Source organism: Wenjunlia vitaminophila DSM 41686 (assembly GCF_000380165.1).
Taxonomy (GTDB): Bacteria; Actinomycetota; Actinomycetes; order Streptomycetales; family Streptomycetaceae; genus Wenjunlia; species Wenjunlia vitaminophila.
This window is the reverse complement of sequence record NZ_KB904651.1, coordinates 77,682-93,310: the sequence shown is the minus strand read 5'-3', so window position 1 is coordinate 93,310 and position 15,629 is coordinate 77,682. Positions and strand designations below refer to the sequence as shown.

The 15,629-nt window shown below is 73.8% G+C and carries 16 protein-coding genes and 1 pseudogene; 11 read left to right on the top strand and 6 right to left on the bottom strand.

The window, feature by feature from the left end; translation table 11 throughout:
- Positions 1-65: 65 nt before the first annotated feature.
- A pseudogene (locus tag A3IG_RS28675) lies at positions 66-1,341 on the bottom strand (MFS transporter).
- Between the two features lie 302 nt (positions 1,342-1,643).
- On the opposite strand from A3IG_RS28675, the gene A3IG_RS0105340 reads away from it, so the two are divergent.
- Positions 1,644-1,835, top strand: coding sequence for a hypothetical protein (locus tag A3IG_RS0105340; protein ID WP_018382512.1), 192 nt, complete (start codon positions 1,644-1,646; stop codon positions 1,833-1,835).
- Between the two features lie 38 nt (positions 1,836-1,873).
- Here A3IG_RS0105340 and A3IG_RS0105335 read toward each other — a convergent pair whose 3' ends face one another.
- Positions 1,874-2,425: a hypothetical protein gene (locus A3IG_RS0105335; protein WP_018382511.1), complete on the bottom strand. Its 552-nt coding sequence runs from the start codon at positions 2,423-2,425 to the stop codon at positions 1,874-1,876.
- 88 nt (positions 2,426-2,513) lie between these two features.
- Between A3IG_RS0105335 and tsaB the strand changes: the two genes are divergently transcribed.
- From tsaB to A3IG_RS0105315, 4 genes are read left to right on the top strand one after another with little or no spacing between them, the layout of a single operon-like run.
- On the top strand, positions 2,514-3,167 hold the full coding sequence (tsaB, locus tag A3IG_RS0105330; RefSeq protein WP_018382510.1) for a tRNA (adenosine(37)-N6)-threonylcarbamoyltransferase complex dimerization subunit type 1 TsaB: 654 nt from the start codon (positions 2,514-2,516) through the stop codon (positions 3,165-3,167).
- A gap of 17 nt (positions 3,168-3,184) precedes the next feature.
- Entirely contained in the window at positions 3,185-3,751 is a 567-nt protein-coding gene (gene rimI, locus A3IG_RS0105325; protein ID WP_018382509.1) for a ribosomal protein S18-alanine N-acetyltransferase, read from the top strand.
- Positions 3,748-4,935 carry a tRNA (adenosine(37)-N6)-threonylcarbamoyltransferase complex transferase subunit TsaD gene (gene tsaD / locus A3IG_RS0105320; RefSeq protein WP_018382508.1) on the top strand — a complete coding sequence of 396 codons (1,188 nt, stop codon included), beginning with the start codon at positions 3,748-3,750 and terminating at the stop codon, positions 4,933-4,935. The genes rimI and tsaD overlap by 4 nt, the downstream gene beginning before the upstream one ends.
- Positions 4,932-5,225: a hypothetical protein gene (locus A3IG_RS0105315; RefSeq protein WP_018382507.1), complete on the top strand. Its 294-nt coding sequence runs from the start codon at positions 4,932-4,934 to the stop codon at positions 5,223-5,225. The genes tsaD and A3IG_RS0105315 overlap by 4 nt, the downstream gene beginning before the upstream one ends.
- 33 nt (positions 5,226-5,258) lie before the next feature.
- Here the strand turns inward: A3IG_RS0105315 and A3IG_RS28670 are convergent, their stop codons facing one another.
- Positions 5,259-6,524 carry a class I SAM-dependent methyltransferase gene (locus tag A3IG_RS28670; protein ID WP_018382506.1) on the bottom strand — a complete coding sequence of 422 codons (1,266 nt, stop codon included), beginning with the start codon at positions 6,522-6,524 and terminating at the stop codon, positions 5,259-5,261.
- 107 nt (positions 6,525-6,631) lie between these two features.
- Between A3IG_RS28670 and A3IG_RS0105305 the strand changes: the two genes are divergently transcribed.
- The 3 genes from A3IG_RS0105305 (at position 6,632) to groL (ending at position 10,082) form a co-directional block, all read left to right on the top strand.
- On the top strand, positions 6,632-7,657 hold the full coding sequence (locus tag A3IG_RS0105305; protein ID WP_104530669.1) for a polysaccharide deacetylase family protein: 1,026 nt from the start codon (positions 6,632-6,634) through the stop codon (positions 7,655-7,657).
- A gap of 308 nt (positions 7,658-7,965) precedes the next feature.
- Positions 7,966-8,274, top strand: a complete 309-nt coding sequence (gene groES / locus A3IG_RS0105300) for a co-chaperone GroES (RefSeq protein ID WP_018382504.1) — start codon at positions 7,966-7,968, stop codon at positions 8,272-8,274.
- Between the two features lie 185 nt (positions 8,275-8,459).
- Positions 8,460-10,082, top strand: a complete 1,623-nt coding sequence (gene groL / locus A3IG_RS0105295) for a chaperonin GroEL (protein WP_018382503.1) — start codon at positions 8,460-8,462, stop codon at positions 10,080-10,082.
- Positions 10,083-10,202: 120 nt separating this feature from the next.
- Here the strand turns inward: groL and A3IG_RS0105290 are convergent, their stop codons facing one another.
- Together A3IG_RS0105290 and A3IG_RS0105285 are read right to left on the bottom strand one after the other, a co-directional pair.
- Positions 10,203-10,871 (bottom strand): MOSC domain-containing protein, encoded by a 669-nt coding sequence (locus tag A3IG_RS0105290; protein ID WP_018382502.1) that lies wholly within the window; start codon positions 10,869-10,871, stop codon positions 10,203-10,205.
- 94 nt (positions 10,872-10,965) lie between these two features.
- Positions 10,966-12,027 (bottom strand): aminotransferase class V-fold PLP-dependent enzyme, encoded by a 1,062-nt coding sequence (locus tag A3IG_RS0105285; RefSeq protein ID WP_018382501.1) that lies wholly within the window; start codon positions 12,025-12,027, stop codon positions 10,966-10,968.
- An 82-nt stretch (positions 12,028-12,109) separates the two neighbouring features.
- Between A3IG_RS0105285 and A3IG_RS0105280 the strand changes: the two genes are divergently transcribed.
- Entirely contained in the window at positions 12,110-13,087 is a 978-nt protein-coding gene (locus A3IG_RS0105280) for a LysR family transcriptional regulator (RefSeq protein WP_018382500.1), read from the top strand.
- 33 nt (positions 13,088-13,120) lie between these two features.
- Here A3IG_RS0105280 and A3IG_RS0105275 read toward each other — a convergent pair whose 3' ends face one another.
- Positions 13,121-13,420 (bottom strand): WhiB family transcriptional regulator, encoded by a 300-nt coding sequence (locus A3IG_RS0105275; RefSeq protein ID WP_018382499.1) that lies wholly within the window; start codon positions 13,418-13,420, stop codon positions 13,121-13,123.
- Between the two features lie 496 nt (positions 13,421-13,916).
- Here A3IG_RS0105275 and A3IG_RS0105270 point away from each other — a divergent pair, with 496 nt between their 5' ends.
- Together A3IG_RS0105270 and shbA are read left to right on the top strand one after the other, a co-directional pair.
- Positions 13,917-14,528 (top strand): response regulator transcription factor, encoded by a 612-nt coding sequence (locus tag A3IG_RS0105270; RefSeq protein ID WP_018382498.1) that lies wholly within the window; start codon positions 13,917-13,919, stop codon positions 14,526-14,528.
- Between the two features lie 395 nt (positions 14,529-14,923).
- A complete protein-coding gene (gene shbA, locus A3IG_RS0105265) occupies positions 14,924-15,532 on the top strand; it encodes an RNA polymerase sigma factor ShbA (RefSeq protein WP_018382497.1) in 609 nt (202 codons plus the stop codon).
- Positions 15,533-15,629: the final 97 nt, after the last annotated feature.

Below are 15,629 nucleotides of genomic sequence, written 5' to 3'. Positions count from 1 at the left end.
CCGTGCCGCAGTGCGACGGCCCGGCCGCGGCCGTCAGCGACACACGGGTGCCGGCTCCGCGGGGGTCAGGTGCGGCCGGTGTCGGGGAGCGGCGGCGGGGGCCCTGGTGCGCCCCGGGGCTCCAGGAAACGGTGCCGCTGGGGGACGCGGGGCAGGGCGAGCAGACCGAGGACGGCCGCGGCCAGGCAGGCGGCGGCGCCGAGGCCGAGCCCGGCACGGGGCCGAGGTGCTGGGCGACAGCGCCGACGACGGGCCCGCCGACGGGCGTGCTGCCCAGGAAGGTGACCGACCACAGCGCCATGACCCGGCCGCGGAACGCCGGGGCGGCGACCAGTTGCAAGGTGGTGTTCCCGGTCGCGAGGAACGCGGTGCTCCCCAACGCCCACGCAGGCCAGGGCCGCCAGTTGCGCGGGGAGCCAGGGGATGACCGCCGCCGCCAGCGCGGCGGCGAAGCCGGCGGCGGCGCCGATCAGCGGGATGACCCCGGCCCGGCCGTGGGCGGCCACGGCGAGGCCGCCCACCACGGCGCCGAGGCCCATGGCGGAGGCCACGAAGCCGTAGGTGCGCGCGTCGCCGTGCGCACCGGCGCGGGCCAGCAGGGGAAGCACCACCTGGAACTCGTAGGCGAGCGTGCCGATCAGGGCCATCATGGCCAGCGGCGCCCACAGCCCCGCGGTGCCCCGCACGTAGCGCAGACCAGCGGCGACCTGCCCCCGTTCCTTCTCCAGTGCCGGGCTCCGCTGGAGCCGGTCGGTGCGCATGACGCGCAGGGCGAGCAGCACCGCGGCGAAGCTGGCGGCGTTGGCCAGGAAGCACACGCCCACTCCGACGGAGGCGATGAGGATGCCGGCGAGCGCCGGGCCGACGGCCCTGGCGGCGTTGGTCATCACGCTGTTGAGGCTGACGGCGTTGCGCAGGAGCCGCGGCCCGACCACCTCGGGCACGAACGTCTGCCGGGTGGGACTGTCGACGGCGTTGACGGTGCCTAACGCGACGGCGAGGAGCACGACCATCCACGGCCACGACCCGGGTGGCCGTCAGCAGGCCCAGCAGCAGGGCCAGGGCCGCGAGGGTGGTCTGCGTGGCCATCAGCAGCCGGCGCTTGTCGGCGCGGTCGGCGACGAGCCCTCCGTAGGGGCCGACCAGCAGCACCGGCAGGAACTGCGCGGCCACCACCAGGCCGAGGACCGTGCCCGAGCCGGTGAGCTGGAGCACCAGCCAGGACTGGGCCACGACCTGCATCCAGGTGCCGACCAGGCTGACGGACTGCCCGGCGAAGTACAGCCGGAAGTTCGGCACCCGCAGCGCCGCGAACGTCTCCCTTTTGTCGCGCCGGCTCATCCCCGCGTCCTGGCCGGCCCGCGGACGGCGCCGCACACCGGGGGCGTGCGCCCGGGAAGCCACCCGGGACCGGTCACCGGATCACCCGCCATCGGGCCTCCTCCACCTGCCGAGGTCGCCCGGCCGTCGGCCGGGGCGCCGTCCTCCCCCCTGCCGAGCCCACCCACCCGGGGTGAGGACCGCTCGGGCCCCGCTGTCGCACACGTTCCGACGCGCTGTCGGCAAGATGTTGCGCAGCACACCCGGCGCGTGGTCACATGGAGCTGGTTAGGGCTGCCTCACCACGTCCCCCAGGAGGCGTCATGTCCGCCCACGACACCCCCGACGCGGCGCGTGCCGCGCGACCGCCGACGGCTGCCCGGCCGGCGCCCTGCGTGCGGGACCTGTTGGCTGCGGGCGTCGCGGCCACCGCCGTCTCCACCCCGCCGAGGCCCCCGGAGCCGCTGGACGAGGGCCCCGGTGTCACCGGCCCGGCCAGCCGCGACGCCGCCTGACCCGGCCCGCCGTCCCGGCCCGCCGTCCCGGGCCGCCGTCACCTGACCACCACCACCGGGACGTCGATCACCGCGAACCGCCACATCGCCTCGCCGTCCGCACGGCCCTCCCGGATCGCCCCGCCGCCCACGCCCGACGTCCCCGGGCGGGCGTCCTCGTCCACCGTGGCGCTGAACCCGATGGGCGTCCCGTCGGCGTCGGAGAACCGCACCACGTGCTCCACCGGCACGCCGTCCGAACCCGTGGCGCGCCCGGTCCTGCTCCGCACCTGGTAGTGGCCGGGAACGGGTTGGACCGCGCCGGGCGTCACCGTGAAGGTGCGCAGCAGCCCACCGTCGGGGCGGACCAGCCACACCCGTTGTGCGGACACCGAGTACACCACCCGCTTCCCGTGCCCCGAACGGGGCGGGACCACCGTGGGCTCGTGGCGCCCGGGGGAGTGCCGTCGGGTCTCGGTGGCGTCGGGAGGGAGGGCGACGGAGCCGCCCTCCCGCAGGCTGTCCAGCGCCTGGACGCCCAGGAAGGCGACCCCGGCGAAGGCCGCCGTGGTGAGCGCCGCAACGGCGGTGGCTGAGGCAACTCCTGGCACGACTCGCCCCTTTCTCTCACTTTTATAGGGTTTTGCCGCTTTGCTCATCGTGCCAGGAGGTCGCCACGGAGGCCGTTAGGGTGGTGGCGTGCTGCTCCTCGCGTTTGACACGGCCACCCCGGCGATCACCGTCGCCCTGCACGACGGCGTCCGGGTGCTCGCGGAATCGACCGAGGTGGACGCGCGCCGCCACGGCGAGTTGCTGTTGCCCGCCGTGGACCGGGTGCTGGCGACGGCCGGGGCCCGGATCGGCGACGTCACCGACCTGGTGGTGGGCGTGGGACCGGGCCCCTACACGGGACTGCGGGTCGGCCTGGTCACCGCCGCGGCGCTCGGTGACGCCCTCGGCGTGCCGACGCACGGCGTCTGCACCCTGGACGGGATCGCCGCCGCGTCCGGTCTTGACGGGCCGTTCGTGGTGGCCACGGACGCCCGGCGCAAGGAGGTGTACTGGGCCAGGTACCAGGACCCGTTCACCCGTGAGGGGGAACCGGCGGTGGACCGACCGGCCGAGGTCGCCGCCCGGGTCGCCGGGCTGCCCGCGGTGGGCGCGGGCGCGCTGCTGTACCCGGAGGCGTTCCCGGGCGCCGCGGGGCCCGAGCACGTCTCGGCCGCCGCCCTGGCCTCGCTGGCCGCCGCCCGGCTGGCCGGGGGCGTGCCGCTGCTGCCGCCCCGGCCGCTGTACCTGCGTCGTCCTGACGCCCAGGTCCCGGCCGGGTACAAGGCGGTCCTGCCGACGTGACCGCCCGTCTTCGCCCGATGCGGTGGTGGGACATCCCGGCCATCGTCCACCTCGAACATGAGCTCTTCCCACAGGACGCCTGGTCGTCGGGGATGTTGTGGTCCGAGTTGGCCCAGGCGGGCCACCCCGGGGCGACGCGCTACTACGTCGTCGCCGAGGAGGGCGAACGGATCGTCGGGTACGCGGGCCTGATGGCGGTGGCCGGCGAGGGCGACGTGCAGACCATCGGTGTCGCCCGGGACCACTGGGGTACGGGGCTCGGGGCAAGGTTGCTGACCGACCTGCTCCGCGCGGCCACCGCGTTCGAGTGCGGCGACGTGCTGCTCGAGGTGCGGGTGGACAACGACCGGGCACAGCGTCTCTACGAGCGCTTCGGCTTCGAGCCGGTCGGCATCCGCCGCGGCTACTACCAGCCCGACAACGTGGACGCCCTGGTGATGCGGCTCGCCGACCCCGGCGGATCGGGGCCCACCGCGGGCGCCAGGAAGCCGGCCGGCGGGGCCACCGCCCCGGGGGCCACCGCCATCGGTACCGGCAGCACCACGGAAGCCAACGCCACCACGGAGACTGGGGAGACCCCATGACATCCGAACCCCTGGTCCTCGGGATCGAGACCTCCTGTGACGAGACCGGAGTCGGCATCGTCCGCGGCCACACCCTGCTGGCGGACGCCGTCGCCTCCAGCGTGGACGAGCACGCCAGGTTCGGCGGTGTGGTGCCGGAGGTGGCGAGCCGCGCCCACCTGGAGGCGATGGTGCCCACCATCCAGCGGGCGCTTGAGCAGGCCGGGGTGAAGGCCTCGGACCTCGACGGCATCGCGGTCACCTCGGGCCCGGGACTGGCCGGGGCGCTGCTGGTGGGCGTCGCCGCCGCGAAGGCGTACGCCTACGCCCTGGGCAAGCCGCTGTACGGGGTGAACCACCTCGCCTCACACATCTGCGTGGACCAACTGGAACACGGCGCGCTGCCCGAGCCGACCATGGCGCTGCTGGTCTCCGGCGGCCACTCCTCACTGCTTCTCGCCCCCGACATCACCAGCGACGTGCGGCCCCTGGGAGCCACCATCGACGACGCGGCCGGGGAGGCGTTCGACAAGGTGGCGCGGCTGCTCGGGCTCGGCTTCCCCGGCGGCCCGGCGATCGACCGGCACGCCCGGGAGGGCGACCCCACCGCCATCGGCTTCCCCCGTGGGCTCACCGGGCCCCGCGACCCGGTGTACGACTTCTCGTTCTCCGGTCTGAAGACCGCGGTGGCACGGTGGGTCGAGGCCAGGAAGCGGGCGGGCGAGCCGGTGCCGGTGGCGGACGTGTCGGCGTCGTTCCAGGAGGCCGTGGTGGACGTCCTCACCCGCAAGGCGGTCCGGGCCTGCCGGGACAACGGCGTGGACCACCTGATGATCGGTGGGGGGGTGGCCGCCAACTCCCGGCTGCGCGCGCTCGCCGAGGAGCGCTGTGCCGCGGCCGGGATCGTGCTGCGGGTGCCCCGGCCCAAGCTGTGCACCGACAACGGCGCCATGGTCGCCGCCCTCGGCGCGGAGATGGTGGCCAGGAACCGCGCGCCGTCCGCGCTCGACCTGTCCGCGGACTCCTCGCTGCCGGTCACCGAGATCTCCGTGCCGGGCCCGGGCCCTGGGACGGGGTTGGGCCGGGCCCACGGGCTGTCCCAGGGGCCGGAGAACAGCCATGACCGTCAGGTGGGCGGTGGGCACCGGCACGGCCCGGGACACGACCACGTCCACGAGGTGAGCGGGGAGAACCTCTACTCGTGACCGTCGCCCTGATGTGGGAGGCCCGGGCCGCCGCCGGCCGTGGCGCGGAGCTGCTGGCCTGGGCCCTCGGACAACGGCTGGACGGGGCGCCGCTGCGCCGGGAGACCTTCCGCGCGCCCCAGGACCGGGTGCTGGTGGTCACCTGGTGGGACGCCCCCTACACCGCGGTGCTCCCGGAGCTGCCGGAGCCGCCCGCCGAACTGGTGGCCCGCCCGCCGCACCGGTGGCGGTTCGAACAGGTGGACACCGCATCCCCGGAACGGGACCACGGCGCCCCCGGGCGGGACTGAGCCGCCCAGCCGACCGACCAGCAGGACCGGTGGTCAGCCGGCCCCGACCTCACCGGCTTCCCCGGTCCCACCGGCCCCGGGTGCCGGCTGGGCGAGGAGCATGCTGGGGGCGCCGGACACCCTGGTCAGGATCACCACGCAGGAGCGGGGGCCGGACAGGGCCAGCCGTCTGCGGAGTTCCTCCGGTTCCACCGCCGACCCCCGCTTCTTGATCACGGCGGTGCCGACGCCGCGTTCCCGCAGCAGCGCCCTGAGCCGCTTGAGGTGGAAGGGCAGCACATCGGTGACCTGGTAGGCCGTCGCGAAGGGCGTGGCGACCAGGTCGGGGGAGGTGACGTAGGCGATGGCCGGGTCGATCAACGTGCCCCCGACCAGCTCCGCCACCCGGGCCACCAGGTGCGCCCGGATCACCGCCCCGTCGGGCTCGTAGAGGTAGCGGGCCACCGGGCCGACCGGCGCCGTTCCCTCCCCGTGCGGCCCCCGTGGGCCACCGGGCCGGGGCGCCCCCGAGGTGCCCGAGGCACCGTCCCGCGGCGCGGCACCGGGCGCTGCCCCGGTCAGCACGTGCGGCCCCGGCAGCAGGGTGGCCCGGCGGCCCGGTCCGCCGCCGAACCACAGGGTGGCCTCCTTGACCTCGCCCCGGTCGGAGACCCACTCGGCGTCCGCCTCCTCGGGCACCACCTCGTGCGGGATGCCGGGGGCGACCTTCACCGCCGCGTGCGGGACCCGGCGGGCGGCGCGCACCGCCCAGGACAGCGGAGGTGAGTACGCCTCGGGGTTGAAGACGCGCCCCCGCCCGCCCCGTCGCGCGGGGTCCACGAACACCGCGTCGAAGCCGGCCACGTCGACGTCGGTGACGTCCGCGCACCGCACCTCGATCCGGTCGGCGAGCCCCAGGGCCCGGGCGTTGGCCGCGGTCACCGCGCAGGCGAGGGGGGAGCGGTCCACCGCGAGCACCTCGATCCCGGCCCGTGCCAGCGCCAGCGCGTCACCGCCGATCCCACAGCAGAGGTCGGCGACCCGGCGCACCCCGCGGGCGGCGAAGCGATCGGCCCGGTGTGCGGCGACCGTCGCCCGGGTGGCCTGTTCGACCCCGTCGGGGGTGAAGTACATCCGTTGGGCGTCCGCCCCGAACTTGGCGCCGGCCCGCTGCCGCAGTCTGGTCTGGGCCATCGCCGCGGACACCAGCGGGGCCGGATGGTCCCGGCGCAGCCTGGTGGCGAGCGCCAGCTCCCGCTCCGGGGCGTAGTCGCCGAACTCGGCCACCTCGTCGAGCAGCCGTTGCCCTTCGTCGGACATCAGCGGGGAGAACGTCTCGAGATCCACTGCGCCATTGTGCCGAAGCGCTGACGAGGTGCCGCGAGCCGTCCCGGGAGACCGGGACCCCCCTGGCACCATCCGAAAATATGGAAGTATTTCTACAAAAGGGGGGAGCATGGGGGCCCCGCCTGCGGCGCACCCGCCGTGTCCTGGCTGCCTCCCTCACCCTGTCCCTCGCCGCCACCTGCGGCGCCGCGGCCGTTCCCGACCGCCCCACACCCGCCGGGTCCCGTGCGGGCCCCGCGCCGCACCCCAGCCCGGAGCCGGACGGCAAGCCGCGCGCCACGGCGGGCCGCCTGGCGCGGACGGCCTCCCCACGGTGGGTACCGCGCCCGTTCCCCCGCCCCCTCCCCCCGCTGTTCCCGTCGCTCGCCGCCGAGAACGGCATGGTCCCGCCCCCGGCCGTGGTGGAGCCGGACGTCGAGTCCCTCGTCGGACGGGCGTCGGGCAGCCCGCCGCGGCCCGAACGGGGTTCCGGTGGCGGCCCGGCGCGACCGCCCGGCGGTGGAGCGCCCACCGGTGCCGGGGTGCCGGTCGTCTCCCGGGTGCCCGTCGAGGAGCGCGTGGTGTTCCTGACCATCGACGACGGCGGGGAGAAGGACCCCGCGTTCCTCCGCCTGGTGGGCCAGCGCGACCTGCCGGTCAGCGCCTTCCTCACCGACCAGTCGGTGGGAGAGGAGTACGGCTACTTCCGACGGCTGCGGACCCTGGGTGCCGGGATCCACAACCACACGCTGGAACACCCCGACCTGCGCACCCTGTCCTACGCGCAGCAGCGCGCCGAGATCTGCGGCCAGCAGCGGGTCCTGACGCGGCAGATGGGGGTGGCGCCGCGGTTCTTCCGCCCGCCGTACGGCAGCTACAACCAGGACACCCTGCGGGCCGCCAGGGACTGCGGGCTCCAGGCCGTGGTGCTGTGGACGCTCGAGGCGTGGGCGGGGCGCATCGACTACCAGAACAGGGACCGCCAACTGCGTCCGGGTGACATCATCCTGTCCCACTTCCGGGGGCCGGCCGAGTGGGGCGGCACCATGAACGACATGACCCGGCGGGTGCTGCGCGAGGCACGCGAGCAGGGCTTCACCGTAGCTCGACTGGAGGACTACCTGTAGGCGTCCGACCCGGGGAATCGGCCATCCGGGGCACGATCCGGTCGAGTTGCCCGCTGCTCCCTCGGCCGGGTGATGGCCTTCCGACCTGCGGGTTCGCCGGATCCGCCGCGAGTGGGAGGACGACATGATCAGCCGCTCATTGGCACTCTAGTTGACTGAGTGCTAATCGCCGTCCTAATGTCAGCGTTGGCACTCTCACCCCGAGGGTGCCAACCGCGACGGGCAGGTCCGGCACCCGCGACGACGGGCCTACCAGGTCGCCACCACAGACACACTCCCGTGAGATCTCCGAAGGGGGAGGTCGGATCGTGACGACCGCCAGCACCAAGGTTGCCATCAAGCCGCTCGAGGACCGCATCGTGGTCCAGCCGCTCGAGGCCGAGCAGACCACGGCCTCGGGCCTGGTCATCCCGGACACCGCGAAGGAGAAGCCCCAGGAGGGGCGGGTCCTCGCGATCGGTCCGGGCCGCTTCGAGGACGGGCAGCGCCTGCCGCTCGACGTGAACGTCGGCGACGTCGTCCTCTACAGCAAGTACGGCGGCACCGAGGTGAAGTACAACGGCGAGGAGTACCTCGTCCTCTCGGCCCGCGACGTCCTCGCGATCGTCGAGAAGTAAGCACCCGCAGCCCGTTGCCTCCATAGCTCCTCGTCCGGCCCGGTCCGGCCGGACCGGACGGCCACGAGCCAGGAGGGACCCGAGCCTGCACCTCCGCCCCGGGAATCCCGTGTCACCTGGACCGGGGCCCGGGGCGGACGCATGTGGGCGACAGTCAGCGCCCGAGAGGACGAAGAAGACCAGCCATGGCGAAGATCCTGAAGTTCGACGAGGACGCCCGTCGCGCGCTCGAGCGTGGCGTCAACAAGCTTGCCGACACCGTGAAGGTGACGATCGGCCCGCGGGGCCGCAACGTCGTCATCGACAAGAAGTTCGGCGCCCCGACCATCACCAACGACGGCGTGACCATCGCCCGCGAGGTGGAGATCGAGGACCCGTACGAGAACCTGGGCGCCCAGCTCGTGAAGGAGGTGGCGACCAAGACCAACGACATCGCGGGTGACGGCACCACCACCGCCACCGTGCTGGCCCAGGCGCTGGTCAGGGAAGGCCTGCGGAACGTCGCCGCCGGTGCCTCCCCGGCCGCCCTGAAGAAGGGCATCGACGCCGCCGTGGCCGCGGTCTCCGGTGAGCTGCTCGCCACCGCCCGCCCGGTGGAGGGCAAGGAGGACATCGCGGCGGTCGCCGGTCTCTCCGCCCAGGACAAGCAGGTCGGCGAACTGATCGCCGAGGCGATGGACAAGGTCGGCAAGGACGGCGTCATCTCCGTCGAGGAGTCCAACACCTTCGGCCTGGAGCTCGACTTCACCGAGGGCATGTCCTTCGACAAGGGCTACCTCTCCCCGTACATGGTCTCCGACCAGGAGCGGATGGAGGCCGTCCTCGAGGACCCGTACATCCTGATCAACCAGGGCAAGATCTCCTCCATCCAGGAGCTGCTGCCGCTGCTGGAGAAGATCATCCAGCGGGGCGCGAGCAAGCCGCTGCTGATCATCGCCGAGGACGTCGAGGGCGAGGCCCTGTCCACCCTGGTCGTCAACAAGATCCGTGGCACCTTCAACGCGGTCGCGGTGAAGGCCCCCGGCTTCGGTGACCGCCGCAAGGCCATGCTCGGTGACATCGCCACGCTCACCGGCGCCACGGTCATCGCCGAGGAGGTCGGCCTCAAGCTCGACCAGGCCGACCTGGACGTGCTGGGCACCGCCCGCCGGGTGACCGTCACCAAGGACGACACCACCATCGTGGACGGCGCCGGCGACAAGGCGGACCTCGAGGGCCGGATCGCCCAGATCAAGGCCGAGATCGCCAGCACCGACTCCGACTGGGACCGGGAGAAGCTCCAGGAGCGCCTGGCCAAGCTGGCCGGCGGGGTCTGCGTGATCCGCGTCGGTGCCGCCACCGAGGTGGAGCTGAAGGAGAAGAAGCACCGCCTGGAGGACGCCATCTCCGCGACCCGCGCCGCGGTCGAGGAGGGCATCGTCGCCGGTGGTGGCTCCGCCCTGGTGCACGCCTCCAAGGTCCTCGCCGACGGCCTGGACAAGAAGGGCGACGAGGCCACCGGTGTGGCGGTGGTCCGCCGGGCCGTGGTCGAGCCGCTGCGCTGGATCGCCGAGAACGCCGGCCTCGAGGGTTACGTGATCACCTCCAAGGTCGCGGAGCTCGAGGCGGGGCAGGGCTTCAACGCCGCCACCGGTGAGTACGGCGACCTGGTCAAGGCCGGCGTCATCGACCCGGTGAAGGTGACCAGGTCCGCCCTGGAGAACGCCGCCTCCATCGCGTCGCTGCTGCTCACCACCGAGACCCTGGTGGTGGACAAGCCGGCGGAGGAGGAGAACGAGGCCGGTCACGGCCACGGCCACTCCCACTGACGCGAGCGCGCCCGAAGGGCCCGGTTCCCCCGCCGACCGGCGGGGGAACCGGGCCCGACGCGTGGAAACGGGCTGTCCCCGTCTGATCGAGGCCGGGCCGGGCCCCGGGGGAGGGAGGGGTCAGGCCTCCAGCGTCGCCGCCGGCCGGTAGGCGCGGGCCGTGTCCTTCTCCTCCTCGGGCAGCGCGTCCGCGGCCAGCAGCGCGGGGAGCAGGTGGCGTTCCCTGGTAAGCGCCCGGAAGGCGAACGCCACCGTCACCTCGTGGTCCGGACGGTGTTCCACCACGACCTCGTCGCCGGCCGTGATCTCGCCCGGTTCCAGCACCCGCAGGTAGGCGCCCGGCAGGGCGCGTTCGGTGAACAGCCGGACCCAGCCGGCCCTGTCCATCCAGTCCTGGAAGGTCCGGCACGGGATGCGCGGGCAGCTCACCTCGAGCAGCACCTGGCCGCCCACGCGCCAACGCTCGCCGATCAGCGCGCCGTTGACGTCGAGCCCCGAGGTGGTGAGGTTCTCCCCGAAGGTGCCGTCGGCCAGCTCCCGGCCCAGCTCCCGCGCCCAGCCGTCGAGGTCCTCCCGGGCGTAGGCGTAGACCGCCTGGTCGTCCCCGCCGTGGTGGTCCACGTCATAGGCCCGGTCGCCGGCGAGCCCGACGGCGCCGGTCCCCTTGGGCCCGGGTGCCCGGACCGCCACCAGGCCGGCGACGGGACGCTTGTCGATGCCGGTGAGCGCGTGGCGCTTCCCGGGGTCGGGGCGGGGCCTGCCTATGTTCACCGAGAGAAGAGAACCCATGGCGGAACAGTAAGGCGGCACCGGGCCGGGACACGAAGGGCTTTCGGGCCGCCGCGGGGCCGGTCGGGTCGTCGCGCCCTCACCGGCCGCCGGGTCAGCGGGCCGCCGCGGTGGCCGTGGAGAGCACGTCGAGCACCCGGTCCACGTCCTCGTCGGTGTTGTACAGGTGGAACGCGAACCGAAGGCCGTCCGCGCGCATGGAGGCCCGGATTCCGGCGCTGGCCAGGTCCGCCTCCAGACGGCCGAGGCCAGGCACGCTCACGATCGCCGAAGGCGCGTCGGGCACCTCGTGGCCCAACTCCCGCAGACCGGCGCGGAACCGGGCGGCGAGCGCCACGTCGTGCGCCCCGATCCAGTCCACCCCGATCTCCTCGACCAGCCGCAGCGAGGCGGCGGCACCGAGGTAGGGGAGCCAGGCGGTGGACACGTCGAAGCGGCGGGCCGACGACGCCAGGGTGACCGGTCCGTAGCAGTTGGACCACGGGTCCTCCGCCCCGGCGTACCAGCCCGCGGCCACCGGCACCACCCGGTCCGCGGCCTCGGGACGCACCGTGAGGAACGACACCCCGCGGGGACAGAGCAGCCACTTGTAGGCACCGCACACCGTGTAGTCCCAGTCGTCCGCGACGATGGGGAACCAGCCGGCGGCCTGGGTGATGTCCAGCAGGGTCCTGGCCCCGTGGGTCCGCGCCGCGGCGCGCAGCGCGGGCAGGTCGGGCACCCCGCCGTCCACGGACTGCACCGCGCTGACCGCGACCAGCTCGGTGCGGGGCCCCACCTCCTCGGCGATCCGGTCCAGCGGGACGAACCGCAGCGACAGGTCGTCGCGGACCACGAACGGCTGCACGAGCGAGGTGAACTCTCTCTCCGCGAGCAGCACCTCCGCCCCCGGAGGCAGTCCCGCGGCGACAGCCCCCACCATCGGGGAGACCACGGAGCCCAACGCCACCCGGTCCGTCTCGGTGCCGACCAGCCTGGCGAACGAGGCCCGCGCAGACTCCTCGGCGCCCACCAGCGTGGGCACCGTCATCAGGCCCGCCGCCATGGTCTCCGCGCCGCGCCGCACCGCGGAGACCGTCCTGGCGGGGGTCAGGCCCATGGAAGCCGTGTTCAGGTAGGTCGTCTCCGGGGCGAACTGCTGCTTGATGAGGTCCATGACCCCCAGCCTGGAACCTTTCCTCCTCAAAGTACAGCCAGAGAAAGCAGGTGAAACCCAAAGCAATCCTTATAATGCGAACGTGATCGAAGCGCGCTACCTCCGAGTGCTCCGCGCCGTCGCCCAGTCCGGTTCCTTCTCCGCCGCGGCGCGGGAGCTCGGCTGTACCCAGCCCGCGGTGAGCCAGCAGATCAAGGCGCTCGAGCAGGCGGTCGGCGTCCCGGTGGTGGTGCGCTCGGGGCGCACCACGCGGCTGACCGAGGCGGGCGAGGCGCTGCACCGGCACGCCGCCGGAATCCTCGCCGGGCTCACCGCCGCGGAGGAGGAGGTCGCCGCGATGGCGGGGCTGCGGGCCGGGCGGGTCCGGCTGGTCGCCTTCCCCAGCGGCAGCTCCTCCCTGGTGCCGCACGCCGTGGCCGAGGTCCGCGCCGCGCACCCGGGGGTCCGGGTCTCGCTGGTGGAGGCGGAGCCGCCGGAGGCTGCGGCCATGCTGCGCGCGGGGGACGTGGAGATCGCCCTGGCGTTCCGGTACCCGTCGCCGTCCGGGGCGCGGCTGGGCCCGGCCGGGGACGACTGGTCCGACCTGGTGGTCCGGTCGCTGCTCGACGACCGACTGGTCGGCCTGGTGCCGGCCGGGCACCCGTTGGCGGCGGCCGGTCGAGTGGGTCCGGTGAACGTCGCCGAGCTGGCCGACGAGCACTGGATCGCGGGTTGCCCGCAGTGCCGCAGCCATCTGGTGGACCTGTGCGAGAGCGCCGGCTTCACGCCGCTGATCGAGTTCGCCACCGACGACTATCCGGCGGTGGTGGGCCTGGTCGCCGCCGGCCTCGGGGTCGCCGTGCTGCCGCTGCTCGCGCTTGAGGCGGTCCGGCTCGCGGGCGTCGCCGTGCTCCCGCTGGGTCCCGAGGCGTGCCGGGAGGTCGTCGCGCTCACCCTCCCCGACCTGGTCAACGTCCCGGCGGTGGACGTGACGCTCGGCCGGCTGTCCCGGGCCGCCCTGCGGATCAGCGCCTTACGCGACACCGGGGCCAGCCTGGGGCTTCCCCACACCGGGGCGTGAGGGCGCGCGGACGCTGCGCGGCGAGCGCGGTCGCTACTGGGTGCCGACGAGCCGGCGCCGGGCGCGGCCCTGGATCTCTTCGCGTTCGTCCTCGGTGAGTCCGCCCCACACCCCGTAGGGCTCACGGACGGTCAGCGCGTGCGCCGCGCACTCGGCGCGGACCGGGCAGCGCATGCACACCTCCTTGGCCGCCGACTCACGGGCGGTGCGCGCTGCCCCCCGCTCACCTTCCGGGTGGAAGAACAGGGCGCTGTCCACTCCGCGGCAAGCGGCCAGCAGTTGCCAGTCCCACAGGTCTGCGTTGGGGCCGGGGAGGCGGGAGAAGTCTGCCATTGCTCATTCCCCTTGGGAGTGCGGTGACGGACAGGGCGAGGGTCGTTGCGTCCATCAGGAGCCACTGTCCAAGAGCTGTAAATATGACTCTTTTCGCATGTACCCGCGAGCATGAGTATTAGCCCGCAAAAGCGCCCGAACAGTGCACAACAGCCGCTCGACTCGTTGGGGCGGGTGGCTCGCCGGGACGTCGCGTGTCCTGCGAGCGGGTGCCCTCGTTGGCATCAGGGCGAGCCCGCCGGGGCTTCACGGAGTACCCGCGAGCCGGGCGTTCACGCCCGACCGGTGCGGTGTGGCTGATCCGTAGCTGGTCAATCACGTAGAGTGTCGGCGATGGCTGCCAAACTCCGTAACTCTTTCGAGTGACCGTCGTTGAGAGTGCGGAGGCGGTCAACGGGTGTCGGGCATGAGGCAGATGCCTGGCGTCGCCGACCGTATCGAGACGATTCGTACCAGCCTGGAGGCCCAACGTGACGCGGATCTGCGGAGGACGGCCATGACATCCGTCCTCGTCTGCGACGACTCTCCGCTTGCCCGAGAAGCGCTCCGCCGCGCGGTCGCGACCGTGCCCGGCGTCGAGCGGGTGACGACCGCCACCAACGGTGAGGAAGTCCTTCGCCGCTGGGGCGCCGACCGCTCCGACCTGATTCTGATGGACGTCCGCATGCCCGGCCTCGGCGGGGTGGAGACGGTCCGGCGACTGCTCTCGGCCGACCCGGGGGCGCGCATCATCATGCTCACCGTCGCCGAGGACCTGGACGGCGTCGCGCTCGCCGTCGCCGCCGGGGCGCGGGGCTACCTGCACAAGGACGCCTCGCGCGCCGAGTTGCGGGCGACCGTGACCCAGGCCCTCGCCGACCCCACCTGGCGGCTGGCCCCGCGCCGGCTGCGCTCGGCCGAGATGGGCGCGGCGCCCACCCTGACCGCCCGCGAGATCCAGGTCCTCGAGGGGATGAGCCACGGCCGCAGCAACGCGGAGATCGGCCGGGAGCTGTTCCTCTCCGAGGACACCGTCAAGACCCATGCCAGACGGCTGTTCAAGAAGCTCGGTGCTTCCGACCGCGCGCACGCGGTGGCGCTCGGCTTCCGTTGGGGTCTGGTCCGCTAGGCCGTGGCGGGGCGACCAGCAAACCCCCGACCCGGTTCCGTACCGGGACGGGGGATCGCCGCCGCCCTGCATACGGCGTTCTCCCCGCCCCGCTGCCGGTTTCTGCCCGGAGGACGCATCCTTGAGGTATGGGCGACCACGGGGACCAACACGGGGACCAGGAACACGGGGACCAGGAACCGGAAGGCACCCTGCCGCGAATCCTCGCCCGTGACCGGGTGGGCGCGAGGGACTCTTCCGCCCGGGGACGGGCGAGGAGGCAAGGACAAGCAGGCAGGGGGCACCAGATGATGACCGCGCCAACCACTGCACGGACCGTGGCGTCGCATAACGCTTCGGTGCACAAGTACGGACGCGGTGCGGCGGATCAGGCGGTGGCGAGGCACCATGGACCGATGCGCGACGACGAGACCCCGGCCGCGGCCATCGGTGCCCTCGTGCGTCGTGCGGTCGCCGGGGACGCCCAGGCCACTCACGACCTGCTGGCCCAGGTGCACCCGCTGGCGTTGCGCTACTGCCGCACCCGGCTCGCCCGGCTGCCGGGGGACGCCCGCCACTTCGTGGACGACCTCGCCCAGGAGGTCTGCCTCGCGGTCCTCTGCGCCCTGCCGCGCTACCGCGACCAGGGGCGGCCGTTCGAGGCGTTCGTCTTCGCCATCGCCTCCCACAAGGTCGCCGACCTGCAACGGGCGGCGATGCGGGGCCCGGGGAGCACCGCCGTGCCCGCCGACGCCCTGCCGGAGAAGCCCGACGACGCCCTGGGGCCCGAGGAGCGCGCGCTGCTCAGCTACGACGCGGCCTGGGCCAGGGAACTGCTGGCCTGTCTGCCGGCCACCCAGCGCGAGCTGATCGTGCTGCGGGTCGCCGTGGGGCTCACCGCCGAGGAGACCGGGCAGGTCCTGGGCATGTCCCCCGGCGCGGTCCGGGTGGCGCAGCACCGCGCCCTGAGCCGGCTCAGGGCGCTGGCCGAGGAGACCGACGCGGCCCAGAACCTCAGCGCCTAGGTTGCGCCTGGTGCCCGTTCCACCACCCACCGTGTTCCCCGCGGCGGGCCCGTGGGGAACACGGTGCGCGGTGCCCTGGCGGGGCGACCGGGGGCCG

Coding starts and splice junctions, on each gene's coding strand:
- A3IG_RS0105340 (WP_018382512.1), top strand. CDS start 1,644: ATGTCCGCCCACGACACCCCCGACGCGGCGCGTGCCGCGCGACCGCCG.
- rimI (WP_018382509.1), top strand. CDS start 3,185: ATGCGGTGGTGGGACATCCCGGCCATCGTCCACCTCGAACATGAGCTC.
- tsaD (WP_018382508.1), top strand. CDS start 3,748: ATGACATCCGAACCCCTGGTCCTCGGGATCGAGACCTCCTGTGACGAG.
- A3IG_RS28670 (WP_018382506.1), bottom strand. CDS start 6,524: ATGTCCGACGAAGGGCAACGGCTGCTCGACGAGGTGGCCGAGTTCGGC.
- A3IG_RS0105305 (WP_104530669.1), top strand. CDS start 6,632: ATGGAAGTATTTCTACAAAAGGGGGGAGCATGGGGGCCCCGCCTGCGG.
- groL (WP_018382503.1), top strand. CDS start 8,460: ATGGCGAAGATCCTGAAGTTCGACGAGGACGCCCGTCGCGCGCTCGAG.
- A3IG_RS0105290 (WP_018382502.1), bottom strand. CDS start 10,871: ATGGGTTCTCTTCTCTCGGTGAACATAGGCAGGCCCCGCCCCGACCCC.
- A3IG_RS0105285 (WP_018382501.1), bottom strand. CDS start 12,027: ATGGACCTCATCAAGCAGCAGTTCGCCCCGGAGACGACCTACCTGAAC.
- A3IG_RS0105275 (WP_018382499.1), bottom strand. CDS start 13,420: ATGGCAGACTTCTCCCGCCTCCCCGGCCCCAACGCAGACCTGTGGGAC.
- A3IG_RS0105270 (WP_018382498.1), top strand. CDS start 13,917: ATGACATCCGTCCTCGTCTGCGACGACTCTCCGCTTGCCCGAGAAGCG.
- shbA (WP_018382497.1), top strand. CDS start 14,924: ATGCGCGACGACGAGACCCCGGCCGCGGCCATCGGTGCCCTCGTGCGT.